This window comes from Streptomyces hyaluromycini (assembly GCF_002217755.1).
GTDB lineage: Bacteria > Actinomycetota > Actinomycetes > Streptomycetales > Streptomycetaceae > Streptomyces > Streptomyces hyaluromycini.
This window is the reverse complement of sequence record NZ_BCFL01000018.1, coordinates 352,464-369,106: the sequence shown is the minus strand read 5'-3', so window position 1 is coordinate 369,106 and position 16,643 is coordinate 352,464. Positions and strand designations below refer to the sequence as shown.

General features: G+C 70.1%; 15 protein-coding genes. All 15 read left to right on the top strand.

Annotation, left to right across the window (positions count from 1 at the left end; translation table 11 throughout):
* The first annotated feature begins 34 nt into the window (after positions 1-34).
* The 15 genes from rsmH to SSP29_RS14735 all read left to right on the top strand — a co-directional run bounded on the left by rsmH (position 35) and on the right by SSP29_RS14735 (position 16,596).
* Positions 35-991: a 16S rRNA (cytosine(1402)-N(4))-methyltransferase RsmH gene (gene rsmH, locus SSP29_RS14805; RefSeq protein ID WP_089101089.1), complete on the top strand. Its 957-nt coding sequence runs from the start codon at positions 35-37 to the stop codon at positions 989-991.
* 33 nt (positions 992-1,024) lie between these two features.
* Positions 1,025-1,588 (top strand): cell division protein FtsL, encoded by a 564-nt coding sequence (ftsL, locus tag SSP29_RS14800; protein WP_089101088.1) that lies wholly within the window; start codon positions 1,025-1,027, stop codon positions 1,586-1,588.
* A 209-nt stretch (positions 1,589-1,797) separates the two neighbouring features.
* Positions 1,798-3,585, top strand: a complete 1,788-nt coding sequence (locus SSP29_RS14795; RefSeq protein WP_150134187.1) for a peptidoglycan D,D-transpeptidase FtsI family protein — start codon at positions 1,798-1,800, stop codon at positions 3,583-3,585.
* A 42-nt stretch (positions 3,586-3,627) separates the two neighbouring features.
* A complete protein-coding gene (locus SSP29_RS14790) occupies positions 3,628-5,283 on the top strand; it encodes a UDP-N-acetylmuramoyl-L-alanyl-D-glutamate--2,6-diaminopimelate ligase (protein WP_150134186.1) in 1,656 nt (551 codons plus the stop codon).
* A 28-nt stretch (positions 5,284-5,311) separates the two neighbouring features.
* A complete protein-coding gene (locus SSP29_RS14785) occupies positions 5,312-6,739 on the top strand; it encodes a UDP-N-acetylmuramoyl-tripeptide--D-alanyl-D-alanine ligase (protein WP_089101085.1) in 1,428 nt (475 codons plus the stop codon).
* Positions 6,739-7,809 (top strand): phospho-N-acetylmuramoyl-pentapeptide-transferase, encoded by a 1,071-nt coding sequence (mraY, locus tag SSP29_RS14780; protein ID WP_089101084.1) that lies wholly within the window; start codon positions 6,739-6,741, stop codon positions 7,807-7,809. The genes SSP29_RS14785 and mraY overlap by 1 nt, the downstream gene beginning before the upstream one ends.
* Positions 7,791-9,209, top strand: coding sequence for a UDP-N-acetylmuramoyl-L-alanine--D-glutamate ligase (gene murD, locus SSP29_RS14775; RefSeq protein ID WP_089101083.1), 1,419 nt, complete (start codon positions 7,791-7,793; stop codon positions 9,207-9,209). The genes mraY and murD overlap by 19 nt, the downstream gene beginning before the upstream one ends.
* Before the next feature lie 66 nt (positions 9,210-9,275).
* A complete protein-coding gene (gene ftsW, locus SSP29_RS14770) occupies positions 9,276-10,631 on the top strand; it encodes a putative lipid II flippase FtsW (protein WP_089101082.1) in 1,356 nt (451 codons plus the stop codon).
* Between the two features lie 6 nt (positions 10,632-10,637).
* Positions 10,638-11,726, top strand: a complete 1,089-nt coding sequence (gene murG, locus SSP29_RS14765) for an undecaprenyldiphospho-muramoylpentapeptide beta-N-acetylglucosaminyltransferase (protein ID WP_089101081.1) — start codon at positions 10,638-10,640, stop codon at positions 11,724-11,726.
* Positions 11,727-11,755: 29 nt separating this feature from the next.
* Positions 11,756-12,553 (top strand): cell division protein FtsQ/DivIB, encoded by a 798-nt coding sequence (locus SSP29_RS14760; RefSeq protein ID WP_089101619.1) that lies wholly within the window; start codon positions 11,756-11,758, stop codon positions 12,551-12,553.
* 277 nt (positions 12,554-12,830) lie between these two features.
* Positions 12,831-14,027 carry a cell division protein FtsZ gene (gene ftsZ, locus SSP29_RS14755; protein ID WP_089101080.1) on the top strand — a complete coding sequence of 399 codons (1,197 nt, stop codon included), beginning with the start codon at positions 12,831-12,833 and terminating at the stop codon, positions 14,025-14,027.
* 10 nt (positions 14,028-14,037) lie between these two features.
* Positions 14,038-14,766, top strand: a complete 729-nt coding sequence (gene pgeF / locus SSP29_RS14750) for a peptidoglycan editing factor PgeF (protein ID WP_089101079.1) — start codon at positions 14,038-14,040, stop codon at positions 14,764-14,766.
* 6 nt (positions 14,767-14,772) lie between these two features.
* Positions 14,773-15,492, top strand: coding sequence for a YggS family pyridoxal phosphate-dependent enzyme (locus SSP29_RS14745; protein ID WP_089101078.1), 720 nt, complete (start codon positions 14,773-14,775; stop codon positions 15,490-15,492).
* Positions 15,493-15,618: 126 nt separating this feature from the next.
* The gene (locus SSP29_RS14740) at positions 15,619-16,260 is read left to right on the top strand and encodes a cell division protein SepF (protein WP_089101077.1); all 642 of its coding nucleotides are present in this window, start codon (positions 15,619-15,621) and stop codon (positions 16,258-16,260) included.
* A 51-nt stretch (positions 16,261-16,311) separates the two neighbouring features.
* On the top strand, positions 16,312-16,596 hold the full coding sequence (locus SSP29_RS14735; protein ID WP_046729537.1) for a YggT family protein: 285 nt from the start codon (positions 16,312-16,314) through the stop codon (positions 16,594-16,596).
* Positions 16,597-16,643 lie beyond the last annotated feature (47 nt).

Genomic DNA, 16,643 nt, shown 5'->3' with positions numbered 1-16,643 from the left:
GGTGCGTCCCCCGTGCCGGACCTGAGAGGCCCCCTTGAGCCAGAGTCGACACGTCCCGGTGATGCTCCAGCGGTGCCTGGATCTGCTGGCGCCCGCCCTGGAGCGGCCGGGCAGCGTGGTCGTCGACTGCACCCTCGGCCTCGGCGGCCACAGCGAGGCGCTGCTCACCCGCTTCCCCGAGGCCCGCCTGGTCGCCCTGGACCGCGACAAGGAGGCCCTGCGCCTGTCCGGCGAGCGGCTCGCCCCCTTCGGCGAGCGCGCCACCCTGGTGCACGCCGTCTACGACGAACTGCCCGACGTACTCGAACGCCTCGGCATCGCGCGCGTGCAGGGCGTGCTGTTCGACCTCGGCGTCTCCTCCATGCAACTGGACGAGGCCGGCCGCGGCTTCGCCTACGCCCAGGACGCCCCCCTCGACATGCGCATGGACCAGACGACCGGCATCAGCGCCGCCGAGGTCCTCAACACCTACCCGGCCGGCGACCTCGTCCGGATCCTGTTCGCGTACGGCGAGGAGAAGCAGGCCAAGCGGATCGTCTCGGCGATCGTCCGGGAGCGCGAGAAGGAGCCGTTCAGCAACAGCGCCCGGCTCGTCGAGCTGATCCGGGACTCGCTGCCGCAGGCCGCCAAGCGCACCGGCGGCAACCCGGCCAAGCGCACCTTCCAGGCGCTGCGCATCGAGGTCAACGGCGAACTGGCCGTCCTGGAAAGGGCGATCCCGGCCGCCGTGAAGGCCCTCGCGGTCGGCGGCCGGATCGCCGTACTGTCGTACCACTCGCTCGAAGACCGCCTCGTCAAGCAGGTGTTCGCGGCCGGCGCCGCCACCACCGCGCCGCCCGGGCTGCCGGTCGTGCCCGAGCAGTACCAGCCCCGGCTCAAGCTGCTCACGCGCGGTGCCGAACTTCCCACCGAGGAAGAGGTCGCCGAGAACCGCCGGGCGGCGCCGGCGCGTCTTCGGGGAGCCCAGCGCATCAGGGAGGAAGCCGAGTGAGCGAGCGGGGTTTCCGGACCCACCGGAGGACACGTGAGTAGGAAACCCGAGCTCCGGGGACGGGCGGCCCGGCTCGCCCGGCTCTTTCCGGCCGGCCGTGCCAACCGGGCCGCCCGCACCCCGTTCGTCCTGCTCGTCGTCCTGCTCCTCAGCGGCGGTCTGATCGGCCTGCTGGTGCTGAACTCGGCGCTCAGCGAGGGCTCGTTCAAACTCGACGACCTGCAGAAGCAGACCAAGAACCTCACGGACGAGGAACAGGCCCTGCAACGGGACATCGACGCCTACTCCGCCCCCGACGCGCTCCAGCGCCGCGCCCGCGAGCTCGGCATGGTCCCCGGCGGCGACCCGGCCTTCCTCGACCCGGACGGCACCGTCAAGGGCATCCCCGGCCCCGCCGCCCTGCGGCAGACCACCGTGCCCCTCGCCCCCGAGGCCATCGGCACGCCGTCCGCCGCCGTGCCCACCCCGACGCCCACCGCCTCCGTGCCGGTGACGACCCCTGCGGCCTCCGTGCCGGTGACGGCACCCGCGCCGACGCCCACCCCGACCCCGACGCTCACGCCCGTGACATCCCCGACCACGACCCCCGGCAGGTGACGGAAGTGCCAGACACTTCTGGAGACAGGCAACCGCCGCGCCGCCGCGTGCCCGGCCCCGCCAGGCCGCCCCGCCCCCGGGACCCCAGGGGTACCGTCCGGAGCCGGTCCGGCCCCGGTCCCGGCGCCCGCCCGGTCCGCCGTCCGAGCGGCCCGCGCCCCCCGGCCGCACCCCCCCTGCGCCTAGGCAGCCCCCGTCCCCGGCTGCGCATGGTCGGCCTCGCCCTGGCCCTCGTGCTGATGGTCTTCGTCGGACGCCTGCTCCAGGTCCAGGCCGTCGACGCCAGCGCGTACGCGGCGAAGGCCGAGCAGAACCGGTACGTCGTGCACACCCTGGCCGCCGAGCGCGGCGGGATCACCGACCGCAACGGCGTGGCGCTGGCGATCAGCGAGGACGCGTACGACATCACCGCCGACCCCACGATGTTCACCAGCAAGCAGCTCAGGGTGGACGACGGGCCCGAGCAGGCCGCCGCGCTGCTCGCCCCGATCCTCGGCAGGAACCAGGCCGACCTGCTCAAGCTGCTGCAGCCGAAGAACAAGGAGCTGCGCTACGTCCGGCTCGCGACCCGGCAGACCCCGCAGGTCTGGAAGCAGATCAAGGACCTGAAGGCCGCGCTCACCGCCAAGGCCGGGACCGACGCCAACACCGTCAACGTGCTGGCCGGCGTCTTCGCCGACCCGAGCAGCCAGCGCGTGTACCCGAACGGCGACCTGGCCGCCGGGATACTGGGCTGGGTCAACGCCGAGGGCAAGGGCGGCGGCGGCATCGAGCAGCAGCTCGACAAGGAGCTGACCGGCAAGGACGGCAAGATCCGCTACGCCCAGTCCGGCGGCCGCGAGGTGCCCACCGCGGGTTCCACCGAGACCCCGGCCGTGGCCGGCTCCGACGTCGAGCTGACCATCGACCGCGACATCCAGTGGGCCGCGCAGAACGCCATCACCGAGCAGGTCAAGAAGTCCAAGGCGGACCGCGGCTATGTGGTCGTCCAGGACACCAGGACCGGCCAGATCCTGGCCATGGCCAACTCGCCCGGCTTCGACCCGAACGACCTGTCGACGGCCGACTCCGCCGACATGGGCAACGCGGCCCTCCAGGACGCCTACGAGCCCGGCTCCACGGCCAAGGTGATGTCGATGGCGGCCGTCCTGGAGCAGAACGCCGCCACCCCGCTCACCCACGTGGTGGTGCCCAACCGGCTGCACCGCGGCGACCGGCTCTTCAAGGACGACGTCGACCACGCGACCTGGTACCTCACGCTCAACGGCGTGCTCGCCAAGTCCAGCAACATCGGCACCATCCTCGCCGCCGGCCAGCTCGGCAAGACCCAGGAACAGGCCAACCAGGTCCTCTACTCGTACCTGCGCAAGTTCGGCATCGGCAGCTACTCCGGGCTCGGCTTCCCCGGCGAGACCAAGGGCATCCTGGCCTCGCCGGACAAGTGGTCGACGTCGCAGCAGTACACGATTCCTTTCGGCCAGGGCTTCTCCATCAACGCCATGCAGGCGGCCTCCGTCTACTCGACCATCGCCAACGGCGGGGTCCGCGTCGACCCGACCCTGGTGCGCGGCACCAAGGGCGCCGACGGCCGCTACACCCCGGCCGCCCAGCCCGAGAAGACCCGCGTGATCAGTGCGAAGACGGCCACGACGCTCGCCGAGATGCTGGAGTCCGTCGTGGACGACGAGCAGGGCACCGGCGCCAAGGCGGCCATCCCCGGTTACAACGTCGCCGGCAAGACCGGCACCGCCAACCGAGTGGATCCGGCCACCGGCAGGTACCGCGGCTACACCTCGTCGTTCGCCGGGTTCGCACCCGCCGACAAGCCCCGCATCACCGTCTACTGCGCCATCCAGAACGCCACCGCCGGCAGCTACTTCGGCGGCCAGATCTGCGGCCCGATCTACAAGCAGGTGATGGAGTTCGCCCTCAAGACCCTCCAGATCCCGCCGACCGGCGCCAAGGCGGCCGACCTGCCCGTCGACTACAAGCCCTGATCAGCACCTCAGCACTTCGCACAGACCACCAGGAACGAGCTCGTGACAACGATCACCCCCGATCCCGGGAACCACGGGACCCCGCGCCCCTCGCTTCGCTCCGGAGCGGGTGCGCCCGGTACGCTCACCGCCGTGCCACACGCTGATCAGTCCCAAACCACCCAGAAGGGCGCTTCCGTGACACATCCGGGGCCGCCCAGGCCGGTACGGACCTCCGCCACACCCCTCGCGGAACTCGCCGGCCAGCTGGGTGCCGCCGAACCGGACAGCAGCGCCGAGGTCACGGGCATCACCCATGACTCGCGCGCGGTCCGCCCCGGCGACCTGTACGCCGCCCTGCCGGGCGCCCGGCTGCACGGCGCCGACTTCGTCGCCCAGGCCGCCGGCCTCGGCGCGGTCGCCGTACTGACCGACCCGACGGGCGCCGCGCGCGCCGCCGCCACCGGCCTGCCGGTCCTGGTCGTCGACGACCCGCGCGCGCGGATGGGCGAACTCGCGGCCACCATCTACGGCCGTCCCGGCGGCGACCTGCTCCAGATCGGCATCACCGGCACGTCCGGGAAGACCACCACGGCGTACCTGGTCGAGGGCGGTCTGAAGACCACGCGCAACACCGGCCTGATCGGCACGGTCGAGACGCGCATCGGCGACGAGCGCATCAAGTCCGAGCGCACCACCCCCGAGGCCACCGACCTCCAGGCCCTGTTCGCCGTGATGCGCGAGCGCGGGGTCGAGGCCGTCGCCATGGAGGTCTCCAGCCACGCCCTGGTCCTCGGCCGGGTCGACGGCTGCGTCTTCGACATCGCCGTCTTCACCAACCTCAGCCCGGAACACATGGAGTTCCACTCCGACATGGAGGACTACTACCGGGCCAAGGCGCAGCTTTTCACCCCGAAACGCAGCAGACGGGGAGTGGTCAACGCCGACGACGAGTACGGCCGCCGGCTCGCCCGGGAGGCCACCGTCCCGGTCGTCACCTACTCCGCCGAGGGCCACCCGGACGCCGACTGGCGGGCCACCGACGTCCACATCGGCCCGATGGACTCGACGTTCACCGTCACCGGGCCCGGGGGCGTCCGGGTCGCCGCCAAGTCGCCGCTGCCTGGCCCCTTCAACGTGGCGAACACCCTCGCCGCGATCGTCGCCCTCGCCGCCGCCGGGCTCGACCCGCAGACCGCCGCCGACGGCATCGCCGCGGTGCCGGGCGTCCCGGGCCGTCTGGAGCGCGTGGACGCCGGACAGCCCTACCTCGCGGTCGTCGACTACGCCCACAAGACGGACGCCGTCGAGTCGGTCCTCAGGGCGCTTCGCAAGGTCACCAAGGGCCGGCTGCTCGTCGTCCTCGGCTGCGGCGGCGACCGCGACCGCACCAAGCGCGCCCCGATGGGCGCCGCCGCGGCCCGGCTCGCCGACACGGCCGTACTGACCTCCGACAACCCCCGCTCCGAGGACCCTCTCGCCATCCTCGCGGCCATGCTCGAAGGCGCGGCGTCGGTGCCCGCCCACGAGCGCGGCGAGGTGCTCCTCTTCGAGGACCGGGCCGCCGCGATCGAAGCCGCCGTCGCCCGCGCGCACCCCGGCGACACCGTGCTGGTCGCCGGCAAGGGCCACGAGCAGGGCCAGGACATCGCCGGCGTGATCCGTCCCTTCGACGACCGTCAGGTCCTCCGCGAAGCCATCCAGAAAACCCAGGGATGAAAATCCAGAAGACCCAGGGGATGAACTTGTGATCGCCCTCTCTCTCGCCGAGATCGCAGAAGTCGTCGGCGGGCAGACGCACGACATACCGGATCCGTCCGTCCTGGTCACCGGTGAGGTCGTCCGGGACTCCCGCGAGGTGGGGCCGGGCAGTCTCTTCGCCGCCTTCGCGGGTGAGCGCGTGGACGGCCACGACTTCGCCGCCCAGGTCGTCGAGCAGGGCGCGGTCGCCGTACTGGCGTCGCGCCCCGTCGGCGTGCCCGCGATCGTCGTGGACGACGTCCAGAGGGCCCTCGGAGCCCTCGCCCGCCATGTCGTACGACGGCTCGGCGCGACCCTCGTGGCGCTGACCGGCTCGGCCGGCAAGACCAGCACCAAGGACCTCATCGCCCAGGTGCTGCGCACCAAGGCGCCGACCGTGTTCACACCCGGCTCGCTCAACAACGAGATCGGGCTGCCGCTGACCGCCCTGTCCGCCACCGAGGAGACGAAGTTCCTGGTGCTGGAGATGGGCGCCCGCGGCATCGGCCACATCCGCTACCTCACCGATCTGACGCCCCCGAAGATCGGCCTGGTCCTCAACGTCGGCACCGCCCACATCGGCGAGTTCGGCGGCCGGGAGCAGATCGCCCAGGCGAAGGGCGAGTTGGTGGAGGCCCTGCCCGCGGCCGAGGAGGGCGGCGCCGCGATCCTCAACGCGGACGACCCGTTGGTGCGGGCCATGGCCACCCGTACCAAGGCGAAGGTGGTCCTTTTCGGAGAGTCGGCCGAAGCGGACGTACGGGCCGAGAACGTACGACTCACGGACACGGGACAGCCCGCGTTCAGCCTTCACACACCCTCCGGTGCAAGCGATGTGACCATGCGCCTGTACGGTGAGCACCACGTGTCGAACGCGCTCGCCGCGGCCGCCGTCGCCCATGAGCTGGGCATGTCCGCGGAAGAGATCGCCCTCGCGCTCTCCGAGGCGGGCTCCCTCTCCCGCTGGCGTATGGAGGTCACGGAGCGCCCGGACGGCGTGACCATCGTCAACGACGCCTACAACGCCAACCCCGAGTCCATGCGAGCCGCGCTGCGCGCGCTCGCGGCCATGGGCACAGCCTCACAGGCAAAGGGGGGACGCACGTGGGCGGTGCTCGGCAAGATGGCCGAGCTCGGGGACGAGGCGCTCGCCGAGCACGACGCGGTCGGACGGCTCGCCGTCCGGCTCAATGTCGGCAAGCTCGTCGCCGTCGGGGGAGTGGAAGCCTCCTGGCTGCAACTGGGCGCATATAACGAGGGTTCGTGGGGTGAGGAGTCGGTGCACGTGTCCGACGCACAGGCGGCGGTCGACCTGTTGCGCAGCGAGTTGCGCCCGGGGGACGTCGTCCTCGTGAAGGCATCACGGTCGGTGGGCCTGGAGAGCGTTGCGCAGGCGCTTCTGGAGTCCGGTGCCGAGGGTGTTGATGCCCGATGATGAAGCAGATCCTCTTCTCGGGCGTCATCGGTCTCTTCCTGACCCTGGTCGGCACCCCGCTGCTGATCAAGCTCCTCGCCCGCAAGGGCTACGGCCAGTACATCCGTGACGACGGCCCGCGCGAGCACGCCAGCAAGCGCGGTACGCCGACGATGGGCGGTATCGCCTTCATCTTCGCGACGGTCGCCGCCTACTTCCTGTCCAAGGTGATCACCGGCTACACCCCGACCTACTCGGGCGTGCTGGTGCTCGGCCTGATGTGCGGGATGGGCCTGGTCGGCTTCCTGGACGACTACATCAAGATCGTCAAGCGGCGTTCGCTGGGCCTGCGGGCCAAGGCGAAGATGGCCGGCCAGCTGATCGTCGGTATCTCCTTCGCGGTGCTGTCGCTGATGTTCGCCGACGCCCGCGGCAACACCCCGGCGTCCACGAAGCTGTCGTTCATCACGGACTTCGGCTGGTCCATCGGCCCGGTGCTGTTCGTGGTCTGGGCGCTGTTCATGATCCTCGCGATGTCCAACGGCGTGAACCTGACCGACGGTCTGGACGGCCTCGCCACCGGCGCCTCCGTGCTCGTCTTCGGCGCCTACACGTTCATCGGCGTCTGGCAGTTCCAGGAGTCCTGCGCCAACGCGGTCACCCTGACCAACCCCAACGCCTGCTACGAGGTGCGCGACCCGCTGGACCTCGCGGTCATCGCCTCCGCGCTGATGGGTTCCTGCCTCGGCTTCCTGTGGTGGAACACCTCGCCGGCCAAGATCTTCATGGGCGACACCGGTTCGCTCGCGCTCGGCGGTGTCCTCACGGGCCTGGCGATCCTGTCCCGCACCGAACTCCTCGTCGCCATCATGGGCGGTCTGTTCGTCCTCATCACCATGTCGGTCGTCATCCAGGTCGGCTCCTTCCGGCTCACCGGCAGGCGCGTCTTCCGGATGGCACCGCTCCAGCACCACTTCGAACTCAAGGGCTGGTCCGAAGTCCTTGTGGTGGTCCGCTTCTGGATCATCCAGGGCATCTGTGTGATTGTCGGACTGGGCCTCTTCTACGCAGGATGGGCAGCGGACAAGTGACCGACTGGCAGGGCAAGCACGTCACCGTCGCCGGGCTCGGCGTCTCCGGTGTCCCGGCGGCCAGGGTGCTGCACGCGCGGGGCGCGATCGTCACGGTCGTCAACGACGGCGACGACGCACGCGCGCGTGAGCAGGCCGCCGAACTGGAGGCGCTGGGCGTCACGGTACGGCTCGGAGACGGCGCCACCCTGCCCGAGGGCACCGAACTGATCGTCACCGCGCCCGGCTGGAAGCCGGACAAGCCGCTGTTCCAGGCGGCCCGTGCGGCCGGCATCGAGATCTGGGGCGATGTCGAGCTGGCCTGGCGGCTGCGCGGCCCCGACGCGGCTCCCTGGCTGGCCGTCACCGGCACCAACGGCAAGACCACCACGGTCCAGATGCTGGCGTCCATCCTGAAGGCCGCCGGCCTGCGCACGGCCGCCGTCGGCAACATCGGCGTCTCGCTGCTCGACGCGGTCCTCGGGGACGAGGAGTACGACGTCCTGGCCGTGGAGCTGTCGAGCTACCAGCTGCACTGGGCGCCCTCGCTGCGCGCCCACTCGGCGGCCGTACTGAACCTCGCCCCCGACCACCTCGACTGGCACGGCTCCATGGAGGCGTACGCCAAGGACAAGGGCCGTATCTACGAGGGCAACCGGGTCGCCTGCGTCTACAACGTCGCCGACAAGCTCACCGAGGAGCTGGTGCGCGAGGCCGACGTCGAGGAGGGCTGCCGGGCCGTCGGCTTCACCCTCGGCACCCCGGGGCCCTCCCAACTCGGCGTCGTGGACGGCATCCTCGTGGACCGCGCCTTCGTCGAGAACCGGCAGAAGAACGCCCAGGAGCTGGCCGAGGTCTCCGACGTCAACCCGCCGGCCCCGCACAACATCGCCAACGCCCTCGCGGCGGCGGCCCTCGCCCGCGCCTTCGGGGTGCCCCCCACGGCCGTACGGGACGGGCTGCGGAACTTCACCCCGGACGCCCACCGCATCGCGCACGTGGCCGATGTGGACGGGGTCGCCTACGTCGACGACTCCAAGGCCACCAACACGCACGCAGCGGAAGCCTCGTTGGCGTCATATGAGTCGATCGTGTGGATTGCGGGCGGTCTGGCGAAGGGCGCGACCTTCGACGAACTGGTCGCCAAGTCGGCAAAGCGACTTCGCGGTGTGGTGCTCATCGGCGCCGATCGCGCCCTCATCCGGGACGCCCTCGCGCGACACGCGCCGGAAGTCCCGGTCGTCGACCTCGACCGGACCGACACTGGGGCGATGCTCGCGGCGGTCCAGGAGGCGCGGCGACTCGCCGTCGCCGGAGACACGGTGCTCCTTGCGCCCGCCTGTGCCTCCATGGACATGTTCGCCAACTACAACAAGCGCGGTGACGCGTTCGCCCAGGCTGTTCGCGAACTCGGCGCCTGACCCGGCCGCCTGCCGGGCGACCTTGGGAGGGACGCGTGGGACGGTCGACGTTCAGCGGAGGCGTTGATGCCCGGTAGCCGCACCGGCCGGCCGCCCGTACAGCGAGCGGTCCGGCGGCCCGCCACGCCCCGGGCGTCGCGCGAGAACCCGCTGCGGCGGCTCTACACGCGCGCCCACCGGGCCTGGGACCGGCCGCTGACCGCGTACTACCTGATCCTCGGCGGCAGTCTGTTCATCATCGTGCTGGGTCTTGTGATGGTCTACTCGGCCTCCCAGATCACCGCGCTGCAGATGTCGCTGCCGGGCTCGTTCTTCTTCCGCAAACAGTTCCTGGCCGCCTCCATCGGCGGCGTACTGCTGCTCGTCGCGTCCCGCATGCCGGTGAAACTGCACCGGGCGCTCGCCTACCCGATCCTCGCCGGAGCCGTCTTCATGATGGCGCTCGTGCAGGTGCCGGGGATAGGCATGTCGGTCAACGGCAACCAGAACTGGATCTCCCTCGGCGGCTCCTTCCAGATCCAGCCCAGCGAGTTCGGCAAGCTCGCCCTGGTGCTGTGGGGCGCCGACCTGATGGCCCGCAAGCAGGAGAGACGGCTGCTGACCCAGTGGAAGCACATGCTGGTGCCGCTCGTTCCGGTGAGCTTCCTGCTGCTCGGGCTGATCATGCTCGGCGGCGACATGGGTACCGCGATCATCCTGACCGCGATCCTGTTCGGCCTGCTGTGGCTGGCGGGGGCGCCGACCCGGCTGTTCGCCGGTGTGCTGTCCATCGCGGGCGTGCTCGGGTTCATCCTCATCAAGACCAGCCCCAACCGGATGGCCCGGCTCGCCTGCATCGGCGCCACCGAACCGAAGACCGGGGTCGCCGACTGCTGGCAGGCGGTTCATGGCATCTACGCCCTGGCCAGCGGCGGGCTCTTCGGATCCGGACTCGGTGCGAGTGTGGAAAAATGGGGCCAACTCCCCGAAGCCCACACCGACTTCATCTTCGCCGTCACCGGTGAGGAACTGGGCCTGGCGGGGACGCTGTCGGTACTGGCCCTCTTCGCGGCTCTAGGCTATGCGGGTATCCGCGTGGCCGGACGCACGGAGGACCCCTTCGTGAGGTACGCCGCGGGAGGTGTGACCACCTGGATCACCGCCCAGGCGGTGATCAACATCGGTGCGGTGCTCGGCCTGCTGCCGATCGCCGGCGTCCCCCTCCCGCTGTTCTCCTACGGAGGCTCCGCCCTGCTGCCGACCATGTTCGCCATCGGGCTGCTGATCGCCTTCGCACGCGACGAGCCCGCTGCGCGGGCGGCGCTTGCGATGCGGCAACCTCGCTTTGGTAGAAAGCGGGGAGCCGGGGGCCCTCGGGGGCCTCGGAGATGGAACACGATGCGACGGCGTGCCCCGGTGGCGCGCTCGTCCGGAGAGCGGTGAATTTCGGTGCATGTCGTACTCGCTGGTGGGGGGACCGCCGGCCACATCGAGCCCGCGCTCGCCCTCGCGGACGCCCTGCGCAGGCAGGACCCCACCGTGGGGATCACGGCCCTGGGCACGGAACGCGGCCTGGAGACCACGCTCGTCCCGCAGCGGGGCTATGAGCTGGCGCTGATCCCGGCGGTGCCGCTGCCCCGCAGGCCCACCCCCGAGCTGATCACCGTCCCCGGCCGGCTGCGCGGCACCATCAAGGCCGCCGAGCAGATCCTGGAGCGCACCAAGGCGGACTGCGTCGCCGGCTTCGGCGGCTATGTGGCCCTGCCCGCGTACCTCGCCGCCAAGCGCCTCGGCGTGCCCATCGTGATCCACGAGGCCAACGCCCGCCCCGGCCTCGCCAACAAGATCGGCTCCCGGTACGCCGCCAAGGTCGCCGTCTCCACCCCGGACAGCAAGCTGCGCGACGCCCGCTACATCGGCATCCCGCTGCGCCGCTCCATCTCCCTCCTGGACCGCGCCGCGGCCCGTCCCGAGGCCCGGCACCGCTTCGGCCTCGACCCCAACCTGCCCACGCTGCTGGTCTCCGGCGGTTCCCAGGGCGCCCGCCGCCTCAACGAGGTCATCCAGCAGGTCGCGCCCTGGCTCCAGCAGGCCGGCATCCAGATCCTGCACGCGGTCGGCCCGAAGAACGAACTGCCGCAGGTACACCAGATGCCGGGAATGCCCCCCTATATCCCGGTAAGTTACCTGGACCGGATGGACCTCGCTTACGCCGCGGCCGACATGATGCTCTGCCGCGCGGGCGCGATGACCGTCGCCGAACTCTCCGCCGTCGGGCTCCCGGCCGCTTACGTCCCGCTGCCCATCGGCAACGGCGAACAGCGGCTGAACGCCCAGCCGGTGGTCAAGGCCGGCGGCGGCCTGCTGGTCGACGACGCGGAACTCACTCCGGAGTGGGTGCAGCAGAACGTCCTGCCCGTGCTCGCCGACCCCCACCGGCTGTACGAGATGTCCCGCGCGGCAAGCGAGTTCGGCCGCCGGGACGCCGACGACCTGCTCGTCGGCATGGTGTACGAGGCGATCGCCTCAAGCCGGTAGGACCGTATGACGAAAGGCAAGTGAGCAGCGTGGCCGGACCGACCACCACCGCCGAACGCGGTGAACGCCAGCAGGGGTCGTCCGGCCCGCCGCTCGTCCGGCGGCTGCGGAACCGCCGCTTTCGCAGGACCGTCGTCCTGGCGCTGTGCGTGCTGCTCCTCGGGTCCGGCTCCGTCTGGCTGCTGTACGGCTCCCCATGGCTGCGCGTGCGCCATGTCTCCGTGTCCGGTACGGCCGTTCTGACGCCCGAGCAGGTCCTGGAGGCCGCCGACGTCCCGGTCGGGGTGCCCATGGTGTCCGTCGACACCGACGGGATCGAGGCTCGGCTGCGCCGGAGACTGCCCCGCATCGACGTGGTGGACGTGGTCCGTTCCTGGCCCCGTGGAATCGGGCTGAAAGTAATCGAGCGCACTCCGGTGCTGCTCATCGAAAAGGGCGGAAAGTTCACCGAAGTGGACAGGAAAGGCGTCCGGTTCGCCATGGTTTCGCAGGCACCGAAAGGCGTTCCGGCGCTGGAATTGACTCTCTCCCGGTCGGGTTCGGCCACCGCGAGCCTGCGCCGGTTCGGCACCGAGCGGCTGGTGCGGGAAGCGGTCGAGGTCGCGCGTGCCATTCCGGCCGCCGTCCGCCGGGACACCCGGACCCTCAAGGTCCGTTCCTACGACGACATCTCGCTGGAGTTGGGCGGCGGCCGCACCGTCGAGTGGGGCAGTGCCGAGAACGGCGCCGCCAAGGCGCGCACGCTCACCGCGCTCATGAAAGCGGCTTCCGGGGCCCGGCACTTCGACGTAAGCGTTCCCACCGCCCCTGCGTCATCAGCGAGTTGACGCACATCAGCGCAGGCCAGCACCCTGGTTGGGCACTGCTATGCCTGATCACATAGGGTGAAAAGAAAAACGGGAGGTTCGGCGTGTTCGTTGAACGCGCGCCACTTGTCGACTTAGTGTCCTGTTCAGAAGACTCCAGGGAACAGACACACTGGTAACCCTAAACTTCAACGTTAGGGTTCGGGTCGGCGCTACGGACCGTCCCAATCGGCATCTGCCGTCCCGCGCGGACCCCGCACGTGGACGGCAACGTAATTCGAGGCGAGAGGCCTTCGACGTGGCAGCACCGCAGAACTACCTCGCAGTCATCAAGGTCATCGGTGTCGGCGGCGGTGGTGTCAATGCCATCAACCGGATGATCGAGGTCGGTCTCAAGGGCGTCGAGTTCATCGCCATCAACACCGACGCACAGGCGCTGTTGATGAGCGACGCCGACGTCAAGCTCGACGTCGGCCGTGAACTCACCCGTGGACTCGGCGCCGGCGCCAACCCGGCCGTCGGCCGCAAGGCCGCCGAGGACCACCGTGAGGAGATCGAGGAGGTCCTCAAGGGGGCCGACATGGTCTTCGTGACGGCCGGCGAAGGCGGCGGCACCGGCACCGGCGGCGCGCCCGTCGTGGCCAACATCGCGCGCTCGCTGGGCGCCCTCACCATCGGCGTGGTCACCCGCCCCTTCACCTTCGAGGGCCGGCGCCGCGCCAACCAGGCCGAGGACGGCATCGCCGAACTGCGCGAAGAGGTCGACACCCTCATCGTCATCCCGAACGACCGGCTGCTGTCCATCTCGGACCGCCAGGTCTCGGTGCTCGACGCGTTCAAGTCGGCCGACCAGGTCCTGCTCTCCGGTGTCCAGGGCATCACCGACCTCATCACCACCCCCGGCCTGATCAACCTCGACTTCGCCGACGTCAAGTCGGTCATGTCCGAGGCCGGTTCGGCCCTCATGGGCATCGGCTCGGCCCGCGGCGACGACCGCGCGGTGGCCGCCGCCGAGATGGCGATCTCCTCGCCGCTCCTGGAGGCCTCCATCGACGGCGCCCGGGGCGTGCTGCTCTCCATCTCCGGCGGCTCCGACCTCGGCCTCTTCGAGATCAACGAGGCCGCCCAGCTGGTCAGCGAGGCCGCCCACCCCGAGGCCAACATCATCTTCGGTGCGGTCATCGACGACGCCCTCGGCGACGAGGTCCGCGTCACGGTCATCGCGGCCGGCTTCGACGGGGGCCAGCCCCCGGCCCGCCGGGACAACGTCCTCGGCTCGTCCTCGGCCTCCGCCCGCCGCGAGGAGCCCGCTCCGGCACGACGGGAGCCCGAGCGCCCCTCCTTCGGCTCGCTCGGCAGCGTGACCCCGAAGGAGGAGCCGGAGCCGGCGCCCGAGCCGGTGGCCGACATCCCGGTCGCCCCGCCGGTCCCGCCGTCCCGTTCCTACACGGACAGCGCGGCCGAGGAACTGGACGTACCGGACTTCCTCAAGTGATCCTTACGACGTGATAGGACAGCGCGAAACCGTGAGCGGCGCGCACTTCGCCTTCACCGACAGGTGGGGCGGGGTGAGCGCCGCTCCGTACGAGGAGCTCAACCTGGGCGGGGCGGTCGGCGACGACCCCGGCGTGGTACGGACCAACCGGGAGATCGCCGCCAAGTCGCTCGGCCTGGACCCCGGCCGGGTGGTCTGGATGAACCAGGTCCACGGCAACGACGTGGCCGAGGTCGAAGGTCCGTGGACCACCCGGCTCACGCCCGACGTCGACGGGCTGGTGACCGCGGCCCGAGGACTCGCCCTCGCCGTCCTCACCGCCGACTGCGTGCCGGTCCTGATGGCCGACCCGGTCGCCAAAGTGGTCGCGGCCGCCCACGCCGGCCGGCCGGGCATGGTGAAGGGGATCGTGCCCGCCGCGATCGACGCCATGGAGTCGCTCGGCGCCGACCCGGCCCGGATCGTCGCCCGCACCGGACCCGCCGTCTGCGGCCGGTGCTACGAGGTGCCGGAGGCGATGCGCGCCGAGGTGGCCGCCATGGAGCCGACGGCGCATGCAGAGACAAGCTGGGGCACTCCCGCGGTCGACGTGAGCGCCGGAGTGCACGCACAGCTCGCGCGCGCCGGGGTGCTCGACCGGGCGCAGTCGCCGGTGTGCACGCTGGAGTCGGGCGATCACTTCTCGTACCGCCGGGACCGCACCACCGGGCGGCTCGCCGGCTATGTGTGGCTGGACTGATAGGACATGACGGACCGTAAGGCCGAACTCGCCGCAAATCTGGCGAAAGTGGAGGAGCGCATCGCCGCCGCCTGTGCGGCGGCCGGGCGCAAGCGGGAGGAGGTGACCCTCATCGTGGTCACCAAGACCTATCCGGCGAGTGACGTGCGGATCCTGTCGGGGCTCGGGGTGCGCCATGTCGCCGAGAACCGGGACCAGGACGCGGCCCCCAAGGCCGCCGAATGTACGGATCTTCCCCTGAACTGGCACTTTGTTGGTCAATTGCAGACCAATAAAGTGCGATCCGTGGTGGGTTATGCGGATGTCGTGCAGTCGGTCGATCGTTCCAAGCTCGTGGACGCGCTGTCCAGGGAGGCGGTGCGGGCCGGGCGCGAGGTCGGGTGTCTCCTCCAGGTCGCGCTCGACGCGGGCGCGAGCGGAAGGGGGGAGCGCGGCGGCGTGGCGCCGGGCGGAATCGAAGAGTTGGCCGCCCTCGTCGCCGGATCGCCGGGACTGCGGCTCGACGGCCTCATGACCGTCGCTCCGCTCACCGGGGAGTACGCGGGGCGGCAACGCGCGGCGTTCGAGCGGTTGATGGATTTGTCGACTGACCTGCGCCGGGCCCATCCGGCTGCGAACATGGTCTCCGCAGGGATGAGTGCGGACCTTGAGGAAGCCGTGGCGGCCGGGGCGACACATGTACGCGTCGGCACCGCGGTACTCGGAGTCCGCCCCAGGCTCGGGTAACGTCGCCAGGAAGTCGGACCACAGCAGAAAATATGGTCAATGCCGCCCAGAGTGGGCACAACGACCGTGTGGATCGCGGGACTTGGCAGTCGTCACCGATCCACCACAGAGCGGAGGACTCAGAGCATGGCCGGCGCGATGCGCAAGATGGCGGTCTACCTCGGCCTCGTGGAGGACGATGGGTACGACGGCCGCGGATTCGACCCCGATGACGACTTCGAGCCCGAACTGGACCCGGAGCCCGAGCGGGATCATCGACGGCACGAGCCGTCACACCAGTCCCACGGTGCACACCAGTCCCAAAGGGACGATTCGGTACGAGTGGTACAGCCGTCGCCCCCGCGTGAGCCGATGTCGCATTCCGCTTCGCTCCCCGCGGAATCGGGGCGCCCGGCGCGCATCGCCCCCGTGGCGTCCATCACACAAGAACGCGCAAGCCTGGAGAAGAACGCACCGGTGATCATGCCCAAGGTCGTGTCGGAACGAGAGCCTTACCGGATCACCACACTTCACCCCCGGACCTACAACGAGGCCCGTACCATCGGGGAACACTTCCGTGAGGGCACCCCGGTGATCATGAATCTGACTGAGATGGATGACACAGACGCGAAGCGACTTGTCGACTTTGCGGCTGGTTTGGTGTTTGGTCTTCACGGCAGCATCGAGCGGGTGACGCAGAAGGTGTTCCTGTTGTCGCCTGCTAACGTCGATGTCACGGCGGAGGACAAGGCCCGCATCGCAGAGGGCGGGTTCTTCAACCAGAGCTGAGACGCAAGACCGGTACAAGGCACGTAACAGGGGAGAGGGAAAGCACGGACCATGAGCGTGTTTCTGGATGTGATCTACATCGCGCTGATGTGCTTCCTCATCGTGCTCATCTTCCGGTTGGTCATGGACTACGTGTTCCAGTTCGCCCGCTCATGGCAACCCGGCAAGGCGATGGTGGTCGTACTTGAGGCCACCTACACTGTCACCGATCCACCGCTCAAGCTTCTGCGGCGGTTCATCCCGCCGCTGCGTCTCGGGGGCGTGGCGCTCGACCTGTCCTTCTTCGTGCTGATGATCATCGTCTACATCCTGATTGCGATCGTTGGTCGGCTGTGATGAGCGATGTGACCTACCGTCTTGCCGAACGCCGACGACTACGTTGA

What these genes read in the sequence shown, in the direction of transcription:
- SSP29_RS14740 (WP_089101077.1), top strand. Translation starts at nt 15,619, where the DNA reads ATGGCCGGCGCGATGCGCAAGATGGCGGTCTACCTCGGCCTCGTGGAG.
- SSP29_RS14745 (WP_089101078.1), top strand. Translation starts at nt 14,773, where the DNA reads ATGACGGACCGTAAGGCCGAACTCGCCGCAAATCTGGCGAAAGTGGAG.
- mraY (WP_089101084.1), top strand. Translation starts at nt 6,739, where the DNA reads ATGAAGCAGATCCTCTTCTCGGGCGTCATCGGTCTCTTCCTGACCCTG.
- murD (WP_089101083.1), top strand. Translation starts at nt 7,791, where the DNA reads ATGGGCAGCGGACAAGTGACCGACTGGCAGGGCAAGCACGTCACCGTC.
- SSP29_RS14735 (WP_046729537.1), top strand. Translation starts at nt 16,312, where the DNA reads ATGAGCGTGTTTCTGGATGTGATCTACATCGCGCTGATGTGCTTCCTC.
- ftsW (WP_089101082.1), top strand. Translation starts at nt 9,276, where the DNA reads ATGCCCGGTAGCCGCACCGGCCGGCCGCCCGTACAGCGAGCGGTCCGG.
- SSP29_RS14795 (WP_150134187.1), top strand. Translation starts at nt 1,798, where the DNA reads ATGGTCGGCCTCGCCCTGGCCCTCGTGCTGATGGTCTTCGTCGGACGC.